The 22416-nt window shown below is 73.3% G+C and carries 19 protein-coding genes and 1 pseudogene; 8 read left to right on the forward strand and 12 right to left on the reverse strand.

The window, feature by feature from the left end; all coding sequences use genetic code 11:
* Window positions 1-112 precede the first annotated feature (112 nt).
* Complete coding sequence (locus ACZ3KJ_RS20165; protein ID WP_467528682.1) at window positions 113-838, reverse strand: class I SAM-dependent methyltransferase; 726 nt, start codon at window positions 836-838, stop codon at window positions 113-115.
* Window positions 839-875: 37 nt separating this feature from the next.
* Window positions 876-1448, reverse strand: coding sequence for a PadR family transcriptional regulator (locus ACZ3KJ_RS20170; protein WP_467528684.1), 573 nt, complete (start codon window positions 1446-1448; stop codon window positions 876-878).
* A gap of 70 nt (window positions 1449-1518) precedes the next feature.
* On the opposite strand from ACZ3KJ_RS20170, the gene ACZ3KJ_RS20175 reads away from it, so the two are divergent.
* The gene (locus ACZ3KJ_RS20175; protein WP_467528686.1) at window positions 1519-1917 is read left to right on the forward strand and encodes a nuclear transport factor 2 family protein; all 399 of its coding nucleotides are present in this window, start codon (window positions 1519-1521) and stop codon (window positions 1915-1917) included.
* Between the two features lie 48 nt (window positions 1918-1965).
* Here the strand turns inward: ACZ3KJ_RS20175 and ACZ3KJ_RS20180 are convergent, their stop codons facing one another.
* Entirely contained in the window at window positions 1966-2832 is an 867-nt protein-coding gene (locus ACZ3KJ_RS20180) for a hypothetical protein (protein ID WP_467528688.1), read from the reverse strand.
* Between the two features lie 515 nt (window positions 2833-3347).
* Between ACZ3KJ_RS20180 and rho the strand changes: the two genes are divergently transcribed.
* The gene (gene rho, locus ACZ3KJ_RS20185) at window positions 3348-4484 is read left to right on the forward strand and encodes a transcription termination factor Rho (protein ID WP_467528690.1); all 1137 of its coding nucleotides are present in this window, start codon (window positions 3348-3350) and stop codon (window positions 4482-4484) included.
* Between the two features lie 477 nt (window positions 4485-4961).
* A pseudogene (locus ACZ3KJ_RS20190) lies at window positions 4962-5660 on the forward strand (D-alanyl-D-alanine carboxypeptidase family protein); the annotation flags it as partial.
* 83 nt (window positions 5661-5743) lie between these two features.
* On the opposite strand, the gene ACZ3KJ_RS20195 reads toward ACZ3KJ_RS20190, so the two are convergent.
* The 7 genes from ACZ3KJ_RS20195 to ACZ3KJ_RS20225 form a co-directional block, all read right to left on the reverse strand.
* Complete coding sequence (locus tag ACZ3KJ_RS20195) at window positions 5744-7138, reverse strand: glycosyltransferase family 87 protein (protein ID WP_467528692.1); 1395 nt, start codon at window positions 7136-7138, stop codon at window positions 5744-5746.
* On the reverse strand, window positions 7135-9207 hold the full coding sequence (mptB, locus tag ACZ3KJ_RS20200; RefSeq protein WP_467528694.1) for a polyprenol phosphomannose-dependent alpha 1,6 mannosyltransferase MptB: 2073 nt from the start codon (window positions 9205-9207) through the stop codon (window positions 7135-7137). Before mptB ends, ACZ3KJ_RS20195 begins: the two co-directional genes overlap by 4 nt.
* 252 nt (window positions 9208-9459) lie before the next feature.
* Window positions 9460-10476: an asparaginase gene (locus tag ACZ3KJ_RS20205; protein WP_467528696.1), complete on the reverse strand. Its 1017-nt coding sequence runs from the start codon at window positions 10474-10476 to the stop codon at window positions 9460-9462.
* Window positions 10477-10526: 50 nt separating this feature from the next.
* A complete protein-coding gene (locus tag ACZ3KJ_RS20210; protein WP_467528698.1) occupies window positions 10527-11261 on the reverse strand; it encodes a FadR/GntR family transcriptional regulator in 735 nt (244 codons plus the stop codon).
* Window positions 11262-11335: 74 nt separating this feature from the next.
* Window positions 11336-11623: an ArsR family transcriptional regulator gene (locus ACZ3KJ_RS20215; RefSeq protein WP_467528700.1), complete on the reverse strand. Its 288-nt coding sequence runs from the start codon at window positions 11621-11623 to the stop codon at window positions 11336-11338.
* A 294-nt stretch (window positions 11624-11917) separates the two neighbouring features.
* On the reverse strand, window positions 11918-13486 hold the full coding sequence (locus ACZ3KJ_RS20220; protein WP_467528701.1) for a glycoside hydrolase family 53 protein: 1569 nt from the start codon (window positions 13484-13486) through the stop codon (window positions 11918-11920).
* A 124-nt stretch (window positions 13487-13610) separates the two neighbouring features.
* Window positions 13611-15632, reverse strand: a complete 2022-nt coding sequence (locus tag ACZ3KJ_RS20225; RefSeq protein ID WP_467528703.1) for a beta-galactosidase — start codon at window positions 15630-15632, stop codon at window positions 13611-13613.
* Window positions 15633-15815: 183 nt separating this feature from the next.
* Between ACZ3KJ_RS20225 and ACZ3KJ_RS20230 the strand changes: the two genes are divergently transcribed.
* The 5 genes from ACZ3KJ_RS20230 to ACZ3KJ_RS20250 all read left to right on the forward strand — a co-directional run bounded on the left by ACZ3KJ_RS20230 (window position 15816) and on the right by ACZ3KJ_RS20250 (window position 20608).
* Entirely contained in the window at window positions 15816-17132 is a 1317-nt protein-coding gene (locus ACZ3KJ_RS20230; protein ID WP_389516072.1) for an ABC transporter substrate-binding protein, read from the forward strand.
* Window positions 17129-18052 (forward strand): carbohydrate ABC transporter permease, encoded by a 924-nt coding sequence (locus ACZ3KJ_RS20235; protein ID WP_467528705.1) that lies wholly within the window; start codon window positions 17129-17131, stop codon window positions 18050-18052. Before ACZ3KJ_RS20230 ends, ACZ3KJ_RS20235 begins: the two co-directional genes overlap by 4 nt.
* A complete protein-coding gene (locus ACZ3KJ_RS20240; protein ID WP_389516077.1) occupies window positions 18049-18954 on the forward strand; it encodes a carbohydrate ABC transporter permease in 906 nt (301 codons plus the stop codon). Before ACZ3KJ_RS20235 ends, ACZ3KJ_RS20240 begins: the two co-directional genes overlap by 4 nt.
* Window positions 18951-19982 (forward strand): LacI family DNA-binding transcriptional regulator, encoded by a 1032-nt coding sequence (locus tag ACZ3KJ_RS20245; RefSeq protein WP_467528707.1) that lies wholly within the window; start codon window positions 18951-18953, stop codon window positions 19980-19982. Before ACZ3KJ_RS20240 ends, ACZ3KJ_RS20245 begins: the two co-directional genes overlap by 4 nt.
* 236 nt (window positions 19983-20218) lie before the next feature.
* The gene (locus tag ACZ3KJ_RS20250; RefSeq protein WP_467528709.1) at window positions 20219-20608 is read left to right on the forward strand and encodes a MarR family winged helix-turn-helix transcriptional regulator; all 390 of its coding nucleotides are present in this window, start codon (window positions 20219-20221) and stop codon (window positions 20606-20608) included.
* A 156-nt stretch (window positions 20609-20764) separates the two neighbouring features.
* Here ACZ3KJ_RS20250 and ACZ3KJ_RS20255 read toward each other — a convergent pair whose 3' ends face one another.
* A complete protein-coding gene (locus ACZ3KJ_RS20255) occupies window positions 20765-21163 on the reverse strand; it encodes an SseB family protein (RefSeq protein ID WP_389516082.1) in 399 nt (132 codons plus the stop codon).
* Between the two features lie 140 nt (window positions 21164-21303).
* A complete protein-coding gene (locus ACZ3KJ_RS20260) occupies window positions 21304-21852 on the reverse strand; it encodes a cysteine hydrolase family protein (protein ID WP_467529075.1) in 549 nt (182 codons plus the stop codon).
* Between the last annotated feature and the right edge of the window lie 564 nt (window positions 21853-22416).

Genomic DNA, 22416 nt, shown 5'->3' on the forward strand with positions numbered 1-22416 from the left:
GTCCGCCGGGGCCGCCGGGCGGGTGCGGGAGGGCCAGGGCGGCTGCCGGGACAGTCCCGTCCCGGCCGACCGGACGGCCCCTCGTCCGTCGCCGGACGGCCGGGGCGCGCCGTCAGGGGAGGCGGCGCGCCTCGACCATCCGCGCGCGGGGGCTTCCGTCGCTCCTGGTCCCGAACTCGGGCAGGGCGCGCAGGTCCACCTGGAACCCGGCGCGCTCCAGTTCACGGCGCACCTCGCCGAGCCGGAAGGCCCGGTAGTACATCACGAACGGCGGCCGCCACAGGGCGTTGCGCACCCGCATCACGGTGTCGAAGCCGAGGAGCGTCCAGAAGGCGGCGGAGGACGGACGGGGCGGGGCGAGCACCGGGAAGGCGAAGCGGCCGCCCGGCCGCAGCGCCGTGTGCACCTGGGCGAAGAGGCCCGGCAGTTCGCGGGGCAGGAAGTGGCCGAACGCGCCGAAGCTGACGACGAGGTCGAAGGCGGACGTGAACGGCAGCGCGCGGGCGTCCGCGCGCACCCAGGACACCCGGGGGCCCGTCGGACGCGTCCGCGCACGGGCCACGTCGAGCATGCCCGCGCTGAAGTCGACCCCGGTGACGCTGCGCCGGCACACCGCCGCCAGCGCGCCGACGCCGGCGCCGGTGCCGCAGCACAGGTCGAGCCCGTCGTCGTGGGGGCCGGTCCGGTGCAGCGCGGAGGCGACGGCGTCCAGGACGGAGTCGGGTGTGCGGAAGGGCGTGTGGTCGAACTTCGGCGCGAGCAGGTCGTAGCCGTGCTCGACGGACGACAGCGCCTGCACGGCGAGTTCGCGCAGCGTGGGGCCTTCGGGGCTGAACATCGGCGTCACCTTATCCCGGTCGCCGTCCCGGTCGCCGTCATCCCTGCCGGGTGACGGAGGTCCGGCGCTCCAGCAGGGACAGGACGCGTGCGCACCAGCGCAGGTTCTCCTCCTCGAAGGCGATGCCGCCCATCAGGGTCAGATAGGGGCCGATCCGGTCGGCGGCGGTGAGGTACTCGTCCTCGCTCCGGCCGTCCAGGAGCCGTTCGCGCACCCGTTCGTAGCGGGCGAGCTTGCCGCGCGCCCAGGTCATGCGCTCCTCGATCTGCGCCCGCGTCGCCCCGGGGTCCACGCCGTCCATCGCCTGGATCTTGATGAGGAGTTCGTCGCGGACGGCGGTGGGCCGGCGGGGCGGGGCGGCCGCGAAGGCGCTCAGGTCCTCCCGGCCGGCTTCGGTGAGCGTGAACATCCTCTTGTCGGGACGCCGTTCCTGCCGTACGACCCGTGCCTGGATCAGGCCGGCCTGCGCGAGCCGCTCCAGCTCGCGGTAGAGCTGCTGCGGGGTCGCGGGCCAGAAGTTCGCCAGCGAGACGTCGAAGGTCTTGGACAGCTCGTAGCCCGAGGCCTCGCCCTCCAGGAGGGCGGCCAGCACGGCGTACTTGAGGGACATGTGGACATGGTACGGGCCGACGGATACTGTCATCCGCACCTAATCAAAAAATTGCCTATGAGGTGATCCGATGCGCGCGTTCCGTGCGGCGGTCGAGGCCCGCGACCTCGACGCGGTGGAGGCCCTGCTGGCCGAGGACGTGGTGTTCACCAGCCCGGTGGTGTTCCGGCCGTACCCCGGCAAGGCGATCACGGCGGCGATCGTGCGGGCCGTGGCGCAGGTCTTCGAGGACTTCCGGTACGAGCGGGAGCTGGCCGGGGCGGACGGCCGCGACCACGCCCTGGTGTTCACCGCCCGGGTGGGCGAACGGCAGCTCACCGGCTGCGACTTCATCCATGTGAACGAGGAGGGCCTCATCGACGGACTGACCGTGATGGTGCGGCCGCTGTCCGGCGCGCAGGCGCTGGCGGCGGCGATGGGGGCGCGGGCCGAGGAGATCGCGAAGGAGGTGGAGGCGCGGTCCGTGTGAGGGAGCGCGCCTCCCGTACCGGGGCGACGGGGAACGTCGCGGGGGACGTCAGTCCTTGAGTTCCTCCAGGCTGGCTTCGGCGTCCTTCTTGAGCCAGTCGGTCACCTCGTCGAGCGTCGGCGGGTCCTGGTCCTCGTCGTAGGAGGTGAGGTAGATGTTGAAGTTCATGGTGTACGTCACCCAGCCGTCCCGCACCGCGATCGTGACGTCCATGGAGCCGCTGTCGGAGCTGTCCGTGCTGTCCTGGCTGATGACGTACGCCTCGTCACCGATGCCCGTGACGGTGTCCACGTCGTACTCCGTGTGGCTGCTCCCGTAGTTCTTCCACCGGGCCGTGAACTCCGGTGCCGGATCGGTCTTCTTGTGGAGGCCGAGTTCGAGGGAGAGGTAGGCGTCGGAGTAGGTCGAGCCCGTCTTCTTCAGGCCGAGGCTGCAGTAGCTCTCGTCCAGGGCCTCGTGCTCCAGCTCGTTGTGGACCGGGTCCTCGTCGGCCTCGGGGTACTCGTCCTGGAACGTCGAGTAGTCCGCGCTGGTGCACAGGTTGGACGGCGCCGTGTAGCCGCTCAGCTCCGCGTCGGCTCCCCGGCCGCCGATCAGGAACACTCCGGCCGCCCAGGCGGCGGACGCGACCAGCGCTCCGACGGCGGTCCACAGCACCGCCCGCCCGGCGCCGCCGGCGCCGCCGCCCGCCGGGGGAACGCCTCCGGGGGTGTACGGGGGCTGCTGGAGGTAGGGATTGGCCGCCGGGCCCGGCTGTCCCACGAGGGTGGGCTGGGCGTAGAAGGGCTGCCCGCCCGGCGACTGCGGATGCGGATACGGGTAGGCGGTCGGCTGGGCGGGCGCGTCGGAGGGCTGCTCCGGCTGCCGCTCGGGCTGCTGCGGAGGCTGCGACGGAGGCTGGGGCGGCGTGGACATGTCGTGAAGATAAGCCAGCGACAGCGTTCAAGTCCCTTGCCGTCACCGATCGTTATGGTCTGGGGACATCTGATGCAGGATGACGACACCCCGGTCCGGACCAGGACCGGACCACCGGGGTCGAGCCGGCCTCACGGGCGGGCCCCGCGCCGCACGGAGTCCGTACGCCTCCGCCGGAACAGAAGGGGCCGCCGACGCGTTGTTCCGGCAGGAGCGCACGCATCGTTCCGGCAGGAGCGCACGCGGCACTGGCCACGATCACACCCGAGTGCTACAATCGCGCCAGCATCTGTGTACGCCCCGTTCGGCGCCGATGCCGTTTCTCCTTCAGTTCACTGATCGCCCGCCCGCAGCGGCCGGCGCGACAGTTCCCCCGCAACCTCGTGTGCAGGACTTCTTCGCTGCGCCCGAGTGATGCTCCGCCGCCCCAGGCGCGCGTTCACGCCCCTGGCCGAGCGGCCTCTCTCCCCCCTCCCGCAGTCCCGTGTCTTCCGTCCTCGAAAGGACCGACCACCATGACCACCACACTCGAACACCCCCCTCTCCAGCAGCAGGCCCAGCTCGTCACCGGTGTCCTCGACATCGACGGCCACGGGAAGGGCCACCTGCGGGCGGAGAGCTGCCTGCCCTCCCCCACCGACCTCCCCGTCCCGCCCGCGCTGATCCGCCGACTCGGCCTGCGCAAGGGCGACTTCGTCGAAGGGATGCGCTCGGCGGCGCGCTCGCTGACCGACGTGGCGCGCGTCAACGGCCGCACGCCCCAGGAGCTGCGCGACCGCCGTCACTTCCACGACCTCACGCCCCTCCACCCGCACGAGCGGCTCCGCCTCGAACACCCCGCGTCCGGCCTGGCCGGACGGGTCACCGATCTGCTCGCGCCCGTCGGCAAGGGGCAGCGCGGGCTGCTCGTCGCCCCGCCCAAGACCGGCAAGACCGTCCTGCTCCAGCAACTCGCCGCCGCCGTCGCCGGGAACCACCCCGAGGCCCGGCTGATGGTGGTCCTGCTCGACGAACGCCCGGAGGAAGTCACCGACATGCGGCGCTCCGTGCACGGCGAGGTGTACGCCGCGACGTTCGACCGGACGCCCAGGCAGCACATCGCCCTCGCGGAACTCGTCGTCGAGCGGGCCAAGCGGCTCGTCGAGGCGGGCGACGACGTCGTCATCCTGCTCGACTCGCTGACCCGGCTGTGCCGGGCCCACAACAACGCGGCCGCCGCGGGAGGCCGCACCCTCAGCGGCGGCGTCGACGCGACCGCGCTGATCGGCCCCAAGCGGTTCTTCGGCGCCGCGCGGGCCGCCGAGGAGGGCGGCTCGCTCACGATCCTCGCCACCGCGCTGGTGGAAACCGGCTCCCGCGCCGACGACTTCTTCTTCGAGGAGCTGAAGAGCACCGGCAACATGGAGCTCCGCCTCGACCGGGAACCCGCCTCCCGCCGCGTCTTCCCCGCCGTCGACATCGACGCCTCCGGCACCCGCCGCGAGGAACTCCTCCTGGCTCCGGCCGAGTTGGCCACCGTACGCGGTCTGCGCCGTGTGCTGCGGACCCGGGACGGCCGCGGCAGCCTGGAGACGCTCCTGGAGCGGATGCGGCAGACCCCGGACAACGCGACCTTCCTGCGGCGCATCCAGCCGACGCTCCCGGCCGCGTAGGGCCGCCCCCTCCCCCGCACAGGCATCCCTCTCACCTCGGCGCGGGAGCCCCTCACCTCGGCGCGGGAGTCCCTTCACCTCCGCGCGGGAGCCCCCTCACCTCCGGACGGACGAAGCGTCGGCCCCGGACACAGCTGACGTGCGGCTCGGACACACCTGATGTACGGCTCGGACACGCCTGACGTGCGGGTTCGGACACAGGTGAGGGTCGAGTGCGAGGTACCCGGACCGGCCACTCCGGAGCCCGGGACGTGCGGCATCCGGGTGCACGCGCGCGGTCCCCGGCACGGGCAGCGCGGGTTGGGCCGGATTCATTTCTACGTTGATCATATGATCATCAGACTTTCTTCCCGAGTCGCCGTGCCGACCTGTGCGCTCTGCGTGGCGGGTCTCCTGGCCCTCGGCCCCGCCACGGTCACCACCCCCGCCGCCCCCGCCGCCACGGACCCCGGCCCCCCCGGCGACCCCCGGACGGCGATGCCGTGGCCAGGGCTGCTCTACCACCCCGGCACCCTGGTCAGGCCCCGCCCCGGAGCGCCCGGGCTCCCGGACGTCTCCGCGCTGTCCTGGCTGGTGGCCGACGCCGGCACCGGCGAGGTGCTCGCCGCCTCCGACGCCCACCGCCCGCTGCCGCCCGCCAGCACCCTGAAGACGCTGTTCGCCCTCACGGTCCTGCCCGACCTGCCCGCGGGCGCCCGGCACCAGGTGTCCGACGAGGAACTCACCGGCATCGGGCCCGGCAGCAGCCTCGTCGGCGTCGCCGAGGGGCTCACCTACCAGGTCGCCGACCTGTGGCGCGGGGTGTTCCTCAGCTCCGGGAACGACGCGGTGCACGTCCTCGCCGCTCTCGACGGCGGCTGGCACACCACGGCCGCCCGGATGCAGGCCAAGGCACGCTCCCTGGGCGCCCTGGACACCCACGTGCTGTCCCCGGACGGCTACGACGTCCCGGGCCAGGTCTCCTCGGCCTACGACCTGGCGGTGTTCGGCCGGGCCGGGCTGCGCGACCCCGACTTCGCGCGGTACTGCGCGACGGCCGAGGCGTGGTTCCCCGGCTACGACGGCAGCACGTACGCCATCGTCAACACCAACCGGCTGCTGACCGGCCGCAGCGGCGTCGAGCCCTATCCGGGGCTGGTCGGCATCAAGAACGGCTACACCAGCGAGGCCGGCCACACGCTCGTCGCCGCCGCCCGCCGGGACGGGCGCACCCTCGTCGTGACGGTGCTCAACCCCCAGGCGGGCGGCGGGTTCACCGTCTACGAGGAGGCGCGCGAGCTGCTCGACTGGGGGTTCGAGGCCGCCGGGCACGTCGACCCGGTCGGTTCCCTGGACGCGCTGCGGGCGACGCGGAAACGGCCGGGGCCGGACTCCGCGCCGGTGACCGCCGCGGGCCCCTCGGCGTCCCCGGTCTCCGCCGCCGAGGACGACGACGGACCCGGCTGGTCGCAGGCGGCCGTCATCACGGGCACCGCCGCGTCCGGCGGCGTGGCCGTGGCCCTCGTGCTGACGGCCGTACGGCGCCGGGTCCGCGGCGGATGACCCACCGGCAGCCGGACGAGCAGGCCCAGCGTGATCCACGTGTACAGGTTGGAGCCCAGGAAGCCGTCGACGCCGGACGCGTCGTCGAACCACAGCCACACCACGCTCGTGCACAGCACGGCGTACAGGGCGGCCGCGGTCCTCGGGTGCCCCGCGCGGACCAGCACGGCGAAGGACGGCAGCAGCCAGACCAGGTGGTGCACCCAGGTGACGGGGCTGACCAGGCAGGCGGTCAGGCCGGTGAGCGCGAACGCCGCCGTCCAGTCGCCCGCGGCCGCCGCCCGCCGCGCCCGCCGGGCCCACCCGCACAGCACCAGCACCACCAGCACCGCCCAGACCGGCCGGCTCTCCACGCCCAGCCGGGCCAGCACGCCCTGGAGCGACTGGTTGGAGACGTAGTCCAGGCGGCCCACCCGGGAGGTGTCCCACAGGGCGTGGGTCCAGTAGAAGCGGGAGGCGTCCGGGGCGACGAGGGCCGCGGCCGCCGTCGCCCCGACGGCGACGCCGGTGGCGACGGCCGCCGCGCGCCGGCGGCGGGCGACCAGCAGCAGGCCGATGAAGAGCGCCGGGGTGAGCTTGACCGCCGCCGCCAGCCCGATGCCGATCCCGGCCCAGCGGGAACGCCCCGTCGACAGCAGCAGGCAGTCCGTCAGGACCAGGGCCAGCAGCATCAGGTTGACCTGGCCGAAGCTGAAGGTGTCCCGCAGCGGTTCGAACAGCGCCAGCGCGCAGGCGGCGAGGGCGACGCCGTACCAGCCGTGGCGCCGCAGCCGGCCGGGGCCCGCCAGGACGCGGGCGACGGCGGCGAGGGCCGTCAGGTCGAGCAGCAGCGTCACCGCGATCGCGGTGCGCAGCCCGACCAGCGCCATCGGCAGCATGGCGACGGCCGCGAACGGCGGATAGGTGAAGCCGTACCGCGTGCCCGGCACCCGGTAGTCGTAGACGCGGCCGCCGTCGTGGACCCAGGAGTGCACGGTGCCGTGGTAGACCCGCAGGTCGAACCAGTCGCGCAGCAGCGGGACCGTCGCGGTGAAGACGGTCACGGCCGTGGCGAGGGCGAGGACCAGCAGCAGCCGGCCGCGGTCGGTGCGCGGCGCCCGGAGCGGTCTCATGCCGTACGCACCGGCCCGGCCGGGGCCGACGCCGCCAGGGCCTGTTGCGAAAGTCCCGTCGTCCGCCCGGAGGGCGGGTCTGGCGGCGTCAGGTGCGTGCTCTCGGCGTGCCGGCCCCCGGCCCTCGTACGGGAGGTACTCGGGTCAGGGGCCGGTGCGGCGAGTGGGGGTCCCCCCGGCCGGGGGCTGGGCGAGCGTGCATGGCGTCGCCCGGCAGGCGGGACTTTCGCAACAGGCCCTAGGTGCGCCTGCCACAGCACGACCATCGCGAGTGCGCCCCCGCAGACCGCCAGGACCAGGCGGTCGGTGTCGGCCGGCCCGCCGTCGGGCAGGACGGCGAGGGCGAGGACGCCGGCCACGGCGGCCGTCCGGTGCCGTACGGAGGTGCTGGGCGCCGCGGCGGCGATGAGGAAGAGGCCCCACAGGGCGTACCAGGGGCGGATCGCCGGGCCGAAGGCGGCGATCGCGGCGAGGCTCAGACCGAGCGCGTACACCGGGCGGGGGCGCAGCCGCCACCAGATGGCGGCGACGGCGACGGCGGTGACCACCAGGCCCAGCGCGTGCCAGACCGGGACGGCGAGCGGGGCCAGGTCGCTGCCGAGGGTCTCCAGCAGGGCTCGGGTGGCCCGGCCGAGCAGGCTGGTGAGGGCCCAGTTCTGCGGGGAGACCGGGGTGTCGAGGGCGGCGATCCAGCCGTATCCGGTGCCCGCGACGGCGGTGGCGGTGACGGTGGTGGCCGCGGAGGCGGCGGCCGTGGTCAGGACCGCGGCGACCGGGCGGCGGCCGGAACGGAGCTGGAGGACCAGGACGGCGGCCAGTCCGAGCGCGGCGGGCGCCTTGACCAGGGCGGCGAGGGTGACCAGGACGGCGGCGAGGACCGGGCGGCGGCCGAGGGCGGCGACCAGGCCGACGCCGAGCAGGCCCAGCATGATCGCGTCGTTGTGGGCTCCGGCCACCAGGTGCAGCAGGACGAGGGGGTTGAGGGCGCCCAGCCACAGGGCGGCGGCCGGGTCGGCGCCGCTGTGCCGGGCCAGCCGGGGCAGCGCGGCGGCCATCAGCGCCACCCCGCACAGCGCGACACAGCGCATCCCGATCAGACCGGCGGGCAGTTCGCCGCGGGTCAGGGCGGACAGGGCCGCGGCGACGGCGAGGAACACCGGGCCGTAGGGGGCGCCGGTGTGCTGCCACAGCGGGGCGACCTCCTCGGCGAGCGGACCGCCGAGCCGCGCGGGGCCCTGGGCGTAGACGTCCATGCGGGCGTCGACCATGGCGCCCTGGGCCAGGTAGCTGTAGACGTCCCGGCTGAACAGCGGCGGCGCGATCAGCAGGGGCGCCGCCCACACGGCGAGGACCAGCAGCAGGGCGCGCGGCGTGGGCGGGTCACCGCCGCGCACCAGGCGGCCGAGCAGCACCCAGGCCGCGGTCAGCAGGACGAGCCCGAAGTAGACGCCGACCAGGCCCAGTACGGCGTGCGGCGAGGAGGGGGCGAGGAGCTCGCGGGCGGGCAGCGCGCCGGCCGTCTCGCCGCCCAGGGCGAGACAGGAGGTGCCGGCCAGGCCCAGCACCTGACAGCGGCGGAGATCGACGGGAAGAGCCATGGCCAACACTCCGCCAGGGTGTCGGCGCCGGGTGGCCGGTGAGCGACGTCCCGCCTTCCGGGCGGCGGCCTGCGCATGACCGCCGCGTGAGCGTCGCGTTGCGCCGGGCGCGCCGGGCCGGGCCGCGCCAGGCCGGGCCGCACCAGGCCGGGCCGCACCAGGCCGGGCCGCGCCAAGCCGGGCCGGGCCCGGCGGATCGGAACGACCGGCGCGACCGGCAGGGCCCGCACAATCGGCGCGACCGGCACGGCAGGCGCAATCGGCACGACCGGCATGCGGGCACTCCCCGCACGACGGGCCCGACCCGCACGATCCGCGCGACCGGCACGGCAGGCGCAATCGGCACGACCGGCATGAGGGCACTCCCCGCACGACCGGCGCAATGGGCCAGAGCCGCACGACCCGCACGACCAGCACGACGGGCCAGAGCCGCACGACCAGCACGGTCGGCACGACCCGCACGACCCGCACGACCGGCCACGACCGTCACGGTCGGCGCGGTCGGCGCGGTCGGCGCGGTCGGCGCGGTCGGCACCACGACCGGCACGGCCAGAACACCGACAGTCCCGTCGGCCTCGCGCCCCGGTCCGGGGTCGTCACGTCGGCCACCGAGTTGCCGCGTCCGTCCCCCGTGCCGGACGATCGAGCGCGCCACACATGACCGGAACGGTCACGCGCCACGCAGGGCGCGTGGGACGGGCCGGCCGGCGGGTGGCGTGGTCGTCAGGCGCAGGCCGGCCAGGACGTCGGGTCGAGTGAGCGGACCGGGCGGACGCGGCCGACCGGGACGCCGCCGCCGAGCAGGGGCTCGCCCGCGAACTCGGTGAGCAGGGCGGGGTCCACGCCGGCGTGGGCGAGGGCCGCCGCGGCGACCGGGACACGGGCCCGGTCCGCGCCGTCGGCGATCTTGACGGCGATCGCGCGGCCGTCGGGCAGCGCGGCGACCTCGACGCCCTCGAAGCCGTCCTTGGCGAGCAGCCCGGGCACGGCCCGCATCAGCGCGGCCACGTCCCGGCCGGAGCCGGAGGCCATCTCGGGGTGCCGGCGCACGGCGTCCGCCAGCCGGGCCTCGGGGGTGCCGGGCGCGGCGGAGGTGATGCGGGCGGCGGCGCGGGCCAGGCCGTGCAGGGAGACCGAGAAGAGGGGGGCGCCGCATCCGTCGACGGTGACCCGGGCTATGCGCTGCCCGGTGAGGTCCTCGACGATCTCGGCGATCGCCTGCTGGAGCGGGTGCTCCGGGTCGAGGTAGCTGTCGAGGGGCCAGCCGTTGAGCCGGCAGGTGTACAGCATGGCCGCGTGCTTGCCGGAGCAGTTCTGGGCGAGGCGGGCGGGCGGACGGCCCTCCCGCACCCACGCGTCGCGGACCGCCGGACCGAACGGCAGGTCCGGCACGTTGCGCAGGTCGTCCTCGGTGAGGCCGGCCAGTTCCAGGATGCGCCGGGTCCCGGCGAGGTGGCGCTCCTCGCCGGAGTGGCTGGCGGCGGCGAGGGAGAGCAGCTCGCCGTCGAGCGGGAGTCCGGCCCGGACCATGGCGACGGCCTGGACGGGCTTGAGCGCCGAGCGCGGGTAGAAGGCCGCCTCGATGTCACCCAGCCGGAGGCCGACCCGGCCGTCCGCGTCGAGGACGACGACGGAGCCGTGGTGGACGCCCTCGGTCACCCCGCCGCGGACGAGGTGGGCGACGGGTGCGTGCTGGGGTTCGCGGATCGCGGGGGCGTCGGCGAGGGAACTGGTGTACATCACTGCCTGGGTCGTCGGTGGGGGTGGGGTGGTGTGGGTGGACGCCGGGTTCACGGCGCCTGCGTGGGGCTGGTGGGGCGGTCGGCGCGCGGGGACCGCACGATGTCGGCGAGGGTCGTCCCGACACGGTCCAGGTGGTGGGTCATGGCGTCCACGGCGGCGTGTTCGCTGCCGGCGACCAGCGCCTCGACGATGGCCCGGTGTTCGCGGTCGGACTGTGCGCGGCGCCCGCCCAGTTCGTCGAGGAAGGCCGACTGGCGCGCCAGCGCGTCCCGGATCTCCTCGATGACCCGGCGGAAGACCGGGTTCCGGGCGGCCTCGGCCACGGCGAGGTGGAAGAGGGTGTCCATCGCGACCCACGCGGTGGTCTCCGTCTCCCGCTCCATGCGGTCCAGGATGCGGGCCAGGCGGTCCAGGTCCTCCGGGGTGCGGCGCAGGGCCGCGTAGCCGGCCACCGGGACCTCGACGTGGCGGCGTACCTCCATCAGGTCGCCGGCCGTGTAGTCGCCGAAGGTGGGGTCCTCGACGGTGTCCGCGATCACGAAGGTGCCCTTGCCGGTGCGGGAGACCGTCAGGCCCATGGTCTGCAGGGCGCGCAAGGCCTCCCGCAGGACGGGCCGGGAGACCTCGAGGGTGCGGCAGAGCTCCGCCTCGGAGGGGAGTCTGTCCCCGATGGCGTACCGGCCGTGTTCGATGGCGTCGCGGAGGTGGCCGAGCACCGCCTCCATCGCACTGACGCGACGCGGGGCGACCCGACCACCTGTCTGGCTGTCTGACAGGTTCACGGGAGCGATGGTCCGGGTGAGGGGCGGGCGATGTCAAGTCGGGGCCGGGACCGGTGGCGCGTCCACCAGCCCTTCTACCAGCCCTTCTCGAACATCCGGGCCACCTCGGCGATGCGCATCTCGTCGCGCCGGTAGTAGGTGCGGCGGCGGATCCGCTTGGCGCGCAGCAGGCCCAGGTCGGCGAGCAGGCTCAGGTGGGTGTCCGCCACCTGGCGGCGCACGCCCAGCTTGGCGGCGACGGCGTCCGCGGTGACCCCGTCCACGACGGGGTCGCCGTGGCGCTGCGGCGGGAAGTGCCGGGCCGGATCCTTCAGCCACTCCAGGATGTCCAGCCGCCGTTCACTCACGGGTGTCCTCAGCATCGTCGCCCCCTCCGTCCCTTCGTCGGGGCCCCCTCGTACCGCGTCTTCCCACTCTTCCGCAGGGGAGGCCGCCGTGTCCCGGACTCCCGCACGCTTGGCGGGATCGAACACCCTTGCGCTGCAAGGGAGTCGGGGTGGAGGCGCCGGAGCACGGGCAGGGCCCGGCCGCGGGGGAGCGGCCGGGCCCCGGGACGGCCGGTCAGGGGGACGGCGTGGCCGGACCGTGCCGTGCCGAGCCGTTTCGTGCCGTGCCGTCCTGTGGGTCCCGCGGTGGCGGGGCCGGCGAGGGGCGGGTCAGCGGTGGCTGAACCACGCCATCGAGGACAGCGCCCGGTCGTCGTAGCCGAAGAGGGCCTGGTTCTCCCAGCCGTTCCCGGACGACGCGTCGGTCGGGTCCCAGCCGTTGCCGGTGACGGCGGTCCAGGTCGCCTCCCAGTAGAAGACGCCCAGGCCGAGGCCGCCCGGTACCGCTTCCACGATGTCGGCCACGGCGTTCGTCCAGGCGAGCTGGCCGGCCTCGGTCGCCGGGTAGCCGGAGACGAGCTCGCTCGACAGGTCGATGATGTTCTCCAGCGTGTCGTCGCTGTCGAGGCGGAACGGATAGGCGGTCTCGGCGACGTAGACCGGCTTGCCGTAGCGGGAGGCGGCGTCGTCCAGCGTGGTCTGGAAGTCCGCCAGGGTGCCGTGCCAGTAGCCGTAGTACGACAGGCCGATCGTGTCGAACTTCACGCCGTTCGCGACGGCGTTGTCGAACCACCAGCGGGTGCCGGCCAGGTCGCCGCCCTTGGCGAGGTGCAGGGCGACCGCGGTGGAGGAGCTGACCGCCTTGACCGCGTCGTAGCCGGAGTTGAGCAGACCGGCGAGCTGGGCCCAGTTGTCGGTGGACCCCTCGGACCAGAGCATGCCGCCGTTGATCTCGTTGCCCACCTGGACCATGTCGGCGGTGGTGCCCTGGGCCTTCAGCGCGTTCAGCACGTCGTACGTGTGGTTGTACACGTCCGTCTTGAGCTGGCTGTACGAGTGGCCCGCCCAGGCGGCCGGCTTGGCCTGGGCGCCGGGGTCGGCCCAGGTGTCCGAGTAGTGGAAGTCGACCAGCAGCTTCTGGCCCGCGGCCTTGATGCGCTTGGCCATGGCGAGCACGTGCGCCTTGTCGTTGTAGCCGTCGGCCGGGTTCACCCAGACCTTCAGGCGCGCGTAGTTCATGCCGGCGTTCTTCAGGATGGTGACCGCGTCGCCGGTGGTGCCGGAGGCGGTCTTGTAGACGCCGCCCTTGGCCTCGCTCTTGGCGAGGGAGGAGATGTCGGCGCCCTTGATCGACAGGCCGGACGTGCCGGACGCGAAGGTCAGGTCGTCCACGTTGATCCAGTTGCCCGCGTTGGCGTCGCTGTTGATGCTGACGGTGCACTGGTTGGTCGTCACGGTGACCGGGACGACGATCCGGATCCAGCCGCTCGCCGACACGGGCAGGGCGGTGCGCTGCTCGGCGCCGCCGCAGTTCTTGAGGGCTATGTAGGCGGAGTTCTGGCCGCCGCCGGAGCGGACCCAGGCGGTGAGCTTGTAGGAGCCGTTGGTCAGCCCGGAGAGGTACTGGTAGGTCTCCACCTTGTACGCGGTGGACGCCCAGTGGGTGAGGCGGTAGCTGCCGGCGTGGCCGCCCGCCTCGGTGAAGGAGGCGGAGTTCTGGCCGGCCGCCGAGTACGTGGACCAGCCGGCCGGGGTGGCCGTGCCGGTGCCGTCGGACTCGAAGCCGGCGTTGGTGAGCGTGGCCGCCGCTCGGGCGGTCTGCGCCGGCAGGGCGATGAGGGAGAGCCCCGCGGCGAGCGGGAGCAGCAGTGCTGCGAGCGTGCGTCTGGGATGGAACATCGTCGTCCGTCGTCCCTTCGACGTGATGGCGGTGTGTGCGGGCCGGACGGCCCGCCGGTCCCCTCAGGGTGAGGGGCCCTCTCCGCCCGCGGCTCGCGGCTCCACGGGCGGGGAGGGAGTCGGTTCAGCCGTCGAGGCGCACGACCCGGACGGCTCCCGCCGGGACCACGAGACGGCCCGCGGCGTGTTCGCCCGTCAGCAGTTCGGTGCCGGACGTGTCCAGCGGCACCTTGGCGTCGGTGGCGGTGTGGTTGATCGCGAAGAGGAAGCTGCCCGTCCCGCCGGTGCGGCGTACGACCTCGACGTCACGCGGGAGGTCGGCGCGGGGGGCGACGCGGGCGTCCTCGGCGGCCCGTGCGAGCACGGCGTCGAGGCCGTCGGCGCCGAGGCGGGTGGAGACGTACCAGGCGGTGCCCTCGCCGAGGCGGTGGCGGGTGACGGCGGGCCGGCCGGCGGTGAGTCCGTCGGCGTACGTCCACACCGTCTCGGCGCCGCGCGGCACCACGAACTCCGTCCACAGGTCCGCGCGGAGTTCGGCGCCGTCCGGGCCGGTGAGCCGGGTGCCCTCGCCCGCGAGCAGCGGGGAGAACTCCTCGACGGTCAGGCCCAGGACGTCGCGCAGCGGGCCCGGGTAGGCGCCCTCGTGGACGGCGTCGTGCTCGTCGACGATGCCGGAGAAGTACGACACGACCAGGGTGCCGCCGTTCTCGACGTACGCCGTGAGGTTGTTCCCGGCCGCCTCCGTCATCAGGTACAGGGCGGGCACCACGACCAGGGGGTACGCCGAGAGGTCGGCCTCCGGGTGGGCGAAGTCGACCGTGAGGTGGCGGTCGTAGAGGGCCTCGTAGAAGGCGTCGGCGCGCTCGCGGGCGTCGTGTTCCTGGGAGGGGCGCCAGTCGAGGGTCTGCGCCCACCAGGAGTGCCAGTCCCACAGGACGGCCGCGTCGGCCACGGTGCGGGTGCCGCGGATCGGGTTCAGCGTGTCGAGGGAGGCGCCGAGTTCGACGACCTCGCGCCACACGCGGGTGTCGGTGCCGCCGTGCGGGACCATCGACGAGTGGAACTTCTCGGCGCCGCGCCGGGACTGCCGCCACTGGAAGAACATGGCTCCCTCGGAGCCCCGGGCGACGTGCGAGAGGGAGTTGCGGGCCATCTGGCCGGGGGCCTTGGCCGGGTTGCGGGGCTGCCAGTTGACGCCCGAGGTGGAGTGCTCCAGCAGGAGCCAGGGGGCGCCGCCCGCGACGGAGCGGGTCAGGTCGGCGGCCATCGCGAGGTTGACGTGGGTGCGCCGGCCGTCGGTGATCAGGTAGTGGTCGTTGCTGACCAGGTCGACCTCGCGGCCCCAGGCCCAGTAGTCGATCGTGTCGCACTGGCTGAGCGCCGTCATGAAGTTGGTCGTGACGGGGACGCCGGGCGCGAGGCGGTGCAGGATGTCCCGCTCCCGGCAGAAGTTCTCGCGCATGGTGGCGTCGGCGAACCGCCGGTAGTCCAGCGCCTGGCCCGGGTTGCCGACGGTCGGGGTGGCGCGCGGCGGGTCGATGTCCTCGAAGCGGGCGTAGCGCTGGCCCCAGAAGGCGGTGCCCCAGGCCTCGTTGACCGCGTCGACCGTGCCGTAGGTGGTTTCCAGCCAGCGGCGGAAGTGGGCGGCGCAGGAGTCGCAGTAGCAGGCGGAGACGGGGACGCCGTACTCGTTGTGCACGTGCCACAGGGCCAGCGCCGGGTGGTCCGCGTAGCGCTCGGCGAGCCGGGTGGTGATGTTCGCCGCGGCGGCGCGGTAGTCGGCGTTGCTGTGGCAGATCGCGCCGCGGGAGCCGAACGCCAGGCGGCGGCCGTCGGCGGTGACGGGCAGCGCCTCGGGGTGCTGCCGGTAGAACCAGACGGGCGGGACCACGGTGGGCGTGCCCAGGTCGACGCGGATGCCGTTCTCGTGCAGCAGGTCCACGACGCGGTCGAGCCAGCCGAAGTCGTACTCGCCCGGCGCGGGCTCCAGAAGGGCCCAGGAGAAGATCCCGACGCTCACCATGGTGACGCCGGCCTCCCGCATCAGCCGGACGTCCTCCTGCCAGACGCTCTCCGGCCACTGCTCTGGGTTGTAGTCCCCACCGAAGGCGAGCCTGGTGAGGCCCTTGGGGGTGGTCTCCGGCATGGGTGTCTCCCGTGTAATCGATCATTTGGGAACGTGCACACACTCGATCTGCGGTGCGATCCCAACATAACCGCACAGCAACAACCATTGACAAGTGTCCGGGATGTTTCTCTACTGTGAACGCTCACAGAAGCATGGCAGGTCCTCGCAGCAGGCGGGGACCCCAGGTCAGGGGAGTAATCCATGCCCATCACGAAGCGCCGTCGCCTCGTGGCCACCGCCCTCGCCATCACGCTGGGCGGCACCGCCCTCGCCGCTTGCGGCTCGTCCGACGACAGTGAGACCGAGTCGGGTCCGGTCTCACTGACGTACTGGACCTGGACGCCCGGCATGGACAAGGTCGTCGACCTGTGGAACAAGGGCCAGGGCAAGAAGGACCAGATCACGGTCACGGTGAAGAAGCAGGCCTCCGGCGACTCGCTGATCACCAAGATCCTCACCGCGCACAAGGCCGGCAAGGCGCCGGACCTGGTCCAGGTGGAGTACCAGTCGGTGCCGACGCTGGTCAGCAACGACGCGCTCGCCGACATATCGGGTGACGTGGGCGACGCGAAGGACAAGTTCGCCGAGGGCGTGTGGCAGCAGACCACGCTGGGCACCGACGCCGTCTACGCGGTGCCGCAGGACATCGGCCCGATGATGTTCTACTACCGCGAGGACCTCTTCAAGAAGTACGGCCTGACGGTCCCGACGACCTGGGAGCAGTTCGCCGAGACGGCCCGCGCGCTGAAGAAGAAGGCGCCCGACGTCGACCTCACCACCTTCTCCGCCAACGACTCCGGTCTCTTCGCGGGCCTCGCCCAGCAGGCGGGCGCCCAGTGGTGGACCACCTCCGGCGACAAGTGGCAGGTCGGCATCAACGACGCGGCCAGCAAGAAGGTCGCCGACTTCTGGGGCGGCCTGGTCAAGGAGGGCGCCATCGACAACCAGCCGATGTACACCCCGGCCTGGAACAAGGCGCTCAACACCGGACAGCAGATCGCCTGGGTCTCCGCCGTGTGGGCGCCGGGCACGCTGACCACCGCCGCGCCCGACACCGCGGGCAAGTGGGCCATGGCCCCGCTCCCCCAGTGGTCGCAGAGCGAGAACGTCACCGGCAGCTGGGGCGGTTCCTCCATCGGCGTCACCACCGACTCGAAGCACAGGGAAGCCGCCGCGAAGTTCGCCGCCTGGCTGAACACCGACGGTGACGCGCTCAACGCGCTGGCCAAGGAGAGCGGCATCTACCCGGCCTCCACCTCCGCCCAGCTCAGCGGCGCCTTCACCACCCCGCCGGCCTACTTCTCCAACCAGGCGGACTTCTACACCGTGGCCGCCGACATCGCGAAGACCACGGCCCCCTCGGCCTGGGGCCCGAACGTGAACGTGGCCTACACCACGTTCAAGGACGCCTTCGGCGCCGCCGCGAAGAACAAGTCGGACTTCTCCGCCGCCCTCGACGAGATGCAGGCGGACACCGTCGCCGACCTGAAGAAGCAGGGCTTCGAGGTCTCCGAGTGACCAGCGCACACCGGAAGTCGTACGGGGTCAAGGGCGCCCCGTACGCCTTCCTCCTCCCCGCCACGCTGCTCTTCGCCCTCTTCTTCGCGCTGCCCATCGGTTACGCGGTCTGGCTCAGCTTCCACAAGGTGAAGGTCTCCGGGCTCGGCCTGGGCTCCAATGCTCGGAAGGAAGTCTGGGCCGGCCTGGAGAACTACACCGCCGCCTTCACCGACAGCGAGCTGCTGGACGGCGCGCTGCGCGTGCTGGGCTACGGCTGCATCGTCGTCCCGGTGATGCTGGGCCTCGCCCTGGTGTTCGCGCTGATGCTCGACTCCGAGAAGGTGCGGCTCACCCCGTTCACCCGGCTCGCGATCTTCCTGCCGTACGCCATCCCCGGCGTGGTGGCGGCGCTGCTGTGGGGCTTCCTGTACCTGCCGGACGTCAGCCCCTTCTACTTCGTGCTCGACAAGCTCGGCCTGCCGCAGCCGGACCTGCTGGACGGCGGTCCGCTCTACCTCGCCCTGTCGAACATCGCGGTCTGGGGCGGCACCGGCTTCAACATGATCGTCATCTACACCTCGCTGCGGGCCATCCCGGCCGAGGTGTACGAGGCGGCGAAGCTGGACGGCGCCACACCGCTCCAGGTCGCGCTGCGGATCAAGATCCCGATGGTGGCGCCCTCGCTGGTGCTCACCTTCTTCTTCTCGATCATCGCGACCCTCCAGGTGTTCAACGAGCCGACCACCCTCAAGCCGCTCACCAACTCCGTGTCGACGACCTGGAGTCCGCTGATGAAGGTGTACCGGGACGCGTTCGCCACCGGTGACGTCTACGCGGCGGCCGCCCAGGCCGTGATCATCGCGCTCGCGACGCTGCTGCTCTCCTTCGGGTTCCTGCGCGCCGCGAACCGCCGCAACAAGCAGGAGGCAGCACGATGAGTTCTCTTGCCGTACGGAAGGTCCCCTCGGCGACGGGCACGACCGGCGCCGCCCAGGGCCGCCCGCCGCTGCGCCGCCGCATCGCGCTCGTCCCGACGATCACGCTGCTGCTGGGCGCGCTCTACTGCCTGCTGCCGGTGGCGTGGGTGGTGATCGCGTCCACCAAGTCCGGGCGTGAGCTGTTCTCCACCTTCACCTTCCTGCCGGGCACCGGCTTCGCCGACAACCTCAAGGACCTCAACGCCTACCGCGACGGCGTCTACTGGGAGTGGATGGGCAACTCCGCCCTCTACGCCGGCCTCGGCGCCCTGCTGTCGACGTGCGTGTCCGCGCTGAGCGGCTACGCGCTGGCGACCTACCGCTTCCGCGGCCGCGAGACCATCTTCAACGTGCTGCTCGCGGGCGTGCTGATGCCTCCCGTCATCCTCGCCGTCCCGCAGTACCTGCTGCTGGCGCAGGCGGACCTGACGGACTCGTACTGGTCCGTGCTGCTGCCGCAGATCCTCTCCCCGTACGGCGTCTACCTCGCGCGCATCTACGCGGCCGCGGCGGTGCCGGGCGACGTGGTGGAGGCCGGCCGGATGGACGGCGCGAGCGAGTGGCGGATCTTCACCCGGATCGCGCTGCCGATGATGGTCCCCGGACTGGTGACGGTGTTCCTGTTCCAGTTCGTGGCGGTGTGGAACAACTTCCTGCTGCCGTACATCATGCTCGCCGACGACGAGAAGTTCCCGATCACGCTCGGTCTGTTCACGCTGCTGGAACAGGGCTCGAACCAGCCCGCGCTGTACACGCTGGTGATCACCGGCGCGTTCCTCGCGGTGCTGCCGCTGGTGGCGCTGTTCCTGGTGGTGCAGAGGTTCTGGAGCCTCGATCTGCTGTCCGGGGCCGTAAAGTCATGACCATGAGCAATACGGGGGGCCGGCGCAGACCGCCGACGATCCATGACGTGGCGCGCGAGGCGGGCGTCTCACGAGGCACCGTCTCGCGCGTGCTCAACGGCGGCCACTACGTCAGCCCTTCCGCGCAGGAGGCGGTCAACGCCGCGATCCGCAAGACGGGTTACGTGGTGAACCGGCACGCGCGCTCGCTGATCACCGGGCGTTCGGACTCGGTCGGCTTCCTGCTGACGGAGCCGCAGGAGCGGTTCTTCGAGGACCCCAACTTCAACGTCCTGCTGCGCGGCTGCACCCAGGCGCTGGCCGCGCACGACATCCCGCTGCTGCTGATGCTGGCCGGGACCGAGGACGAGCGGCGGCGCATAACGCGGTACATCACCGCGGGGCATGTCGACGGAGTGCTGCTGGTCTCCAGCCACTCCGGTGACCCGGTCGCCACCGAGCTGCGCGAGGCGGGCGTGCCGCTGGTGGCGTGCGGCAAGCCCATCGGGCTCGGGTCGAAGGTGAGTTACGTGGCCGCCGACGACCGGGACGGCGCCCGTGACATGGTGCGCCATCTGGTCGCGCTCGGCCGCCGCCGGATCGGCGTCGTCACCGGCCCGCAGGACACCCCGGGCGGTGTGGAGCGGCTCGCCGGCTACCGGGAGGTGCTCGCCGAGGCGGACATCGCCTTCGACGAGCGGCTGGTCGTCCCCGGCGACTACAGCCGGGCCAGCGGGGAGGCCGGGGCCGAGCGGTTGCTGGCCCGGGTCCCCGACCTGGACGCGGTGTTCGTCGCCTCCGACCTGATGGCGCAGGGCGTGCTGGCCGCGCTGCGGCGGGCCGGCCGGCGGGTGCCGGAGGACGTCGCGGTCGGCGGCTTCGACGACTCGCCCGCCGCGACCGCCGCCAGCCCCGCCCTCACCACCATCCGCCAGCCCTGGGACCGGATCAGCAGCGAGATGGTCCGCGTGCTGCTCGCCCAGATAGGCGGCGAGGACCCCGCCGCGGTGATCCTGCCGACGGAACTGGTCCGGCGGGAGTCGACCTGAGCCGGTCCGCTGCACGGCGCTCTGGCTGCGGTCAGGGCCGGCTGGTGGCGGACACCTTCTGGTGGCAGGCACCTCGATACACCGGTACGGCGAGGACGAGCCGGTCCCGCTCCGCGCGGGCGCGGCGTGTTCCGCCTCGGCGGGTTCCGTCGTCAGGGGCAGCGCCTCCCGTACGTCGTTGCGCCCGCACTAGTTGCACGGTAAACGAACAGCGGCTTCGGTGTTACCGTGCGGGTATGGCAGCGAAGACGGCCGGGGCGGGCCTCGAGGAGCGGTGGCGGGACATCCTGGGGGTGCACGCGCGCACGACGTGCGAGATCGACCGCGTGCTGCATCCGCACGGTCTCGGCGCGAGCGACTTCGAGGTGCTCGACATCCTCGCCGCGAAGGCGCCCCGACAGGGTGACCAGTGCCGTGTGCAGGACCTGCTGGAACAAGTGCACCTCAGCCAGAGCGCCCTGTCCCGCCTCATCGGCCGGCTGGAGAAGGACGGCCTGGTGGAACGCTCCGTCTGCGTGGAGGACCGGCGCGGGGTGTGGGTCGCCCTCACCCGCAAGGGCCGCGACCTGCACGCCGAGGTGCTGCCGCTCCAGCGGGAGGTGCTGGAGCGCATGCTGGGCGGCTGAGCGCATGCGGCCGGCCCGCGATCCCGTGGCGTCCGCGTCGGCGCGGGCACGAGCAGGCGGGCAGGCGGGCACGCCCGAGGGGCCGCGGTCGGCCGAAGGGCGGCGCGCCCTGTACGACCGTCCGCGGGGACTCCCGGCCTCGGCAGGGGCCGTGGCTCACCGCGCCAGCAGGGTGCGCACTCCCTCCGAGGTGAGCGTCAGCGGGTGGTCGCCGGCCGCGTCGATGGAGAGCGACAGCTCCCCGTCCGGCCACTGCGCGGCGAGCGCGCCGAGCGGTACCAGGCGGTAGCGGTCGATCCCGGGCAGCAGGTCGGCCATCTCGGGTTCGGAGGTGAACACGGGCACGACGGGCGTGCCGCCGGGCTGCTCCAGCACGGGCAGCGCCAGCGTGCTGGGGTTGGTGACGTCCTCGTCGGTGGCGTCGTCCGGCACGGGCACGAGCACGTCGCAGTGCGCGAGAGTGTCCAGCGCGGTGGCGTCCCCGGTGTCCCGGGCCAGGGCGTCCAGCGCCTGCGCGGCGGGAGTGGCGTCGGGCTCGTGGGCGGGTGTCTGCATGACAGCTCCCCGGATAGCGGCGGTCGGACGGCCAGGTCCGGGCGGACATGCGTCAGGACCCGGTCCGGCCTCGCGTACCCGGCCCGCGGGAGCTCAACCGTGGCGACGCCCTGCCGGTGCCCGGGAATCCGGGGGCGGGCTCACCCCGTCCGCAGCAGTTCCGCGATCGTCGTGACCCGGACCAGCGGCCCGTAGAGGTCCATGACGTGCAGGGCCTCGGCGTGCGAGGCGTCGTCGACACCCGCGCAGGCGTCGGCGACGACCAGCACCTCGGTCCCGGCGTCGGCCGCGGCGAGGGCCGTGGACAGCACGCAGCGGTCGGTGCGGACGCCGGCCAGGACGAGCCTTCCCTCGTGCGCCGTGCGCGCGGCGAGACGCGCGGTCCACTTCCCGAACGTGGGGGCGTCCAGCACGTCCCGGGCCAGGGGCGCGAACTCGTCGATGAGGCGCCACAGGGGCGCGTTCGGGGGCTGCCGGGCGAACGGCCAGCGCTCGTAGTAGGCGCGCCAGGCGCCGGTGGGCTCCCGGGGCGCGACGAAGCGGGTGAAGACGACGCGGTCGCCGAAGGACCGCAGCAGCCGCCGTACGCCTGCTGCCGCCCCGGCGAACCGGGGGACCGCCCAGGGGCTCGCGGGGTCGGCGAAGACGTGCTGCATGTCGATGACGGCGAGCAGTCCGGCCGGGGTCATCCGCACGTCGCCACCTCCCTGCCCGGACCCCGGCCTCCCCCGCCCGGACCCCGGCCTCCCGCGCACGGACGCCGGCCTCCCGCGCACGGACGCCGCCACCGGCCGGTGCGGGGGTGCCGAGGTGCGCCGGTGGGGGTGTCGGCGTGGGGGTCGTCCGTCATCGTCGGCCTGTCTGTTCGGTCCTGTCGGTCGCCGGTCCTGTCGGTCGCCGGTCCTGTCGGTCGTACGTTCCTGTCGGTCGTACGGTCCTGTCGGTCGTACGGTCCGTCGAGCCTGCCGGTCCGCCGGTCGTGTCGGTCCGTCCCGTCGGGTGAGGGGCGCGAAGGTCGTGGTCACCCGTCACACTCCTACCCGGCAGGGCCCGCCGTCGATCCCTGCCACGGGCCGCCCGGGCGACGGACCGCCGACGACGACAGGAGCGGCTGTGAGTCCGGTCGCACCCCGCCCCGCACCACCGCGATCTCCCACAGAGGTCAACCTCCCGGAAAAGCAACGCAGTTGAGCAAGAAGCCGCTCCGCCGTCGGCCCCGCACCCGCGCCCGACCGCGCGGCCGTGCGGTCGGG

The sequence above is a fragment of the Streptomyces sp. NPDC003248 genome (assembly GCF_055563235.1).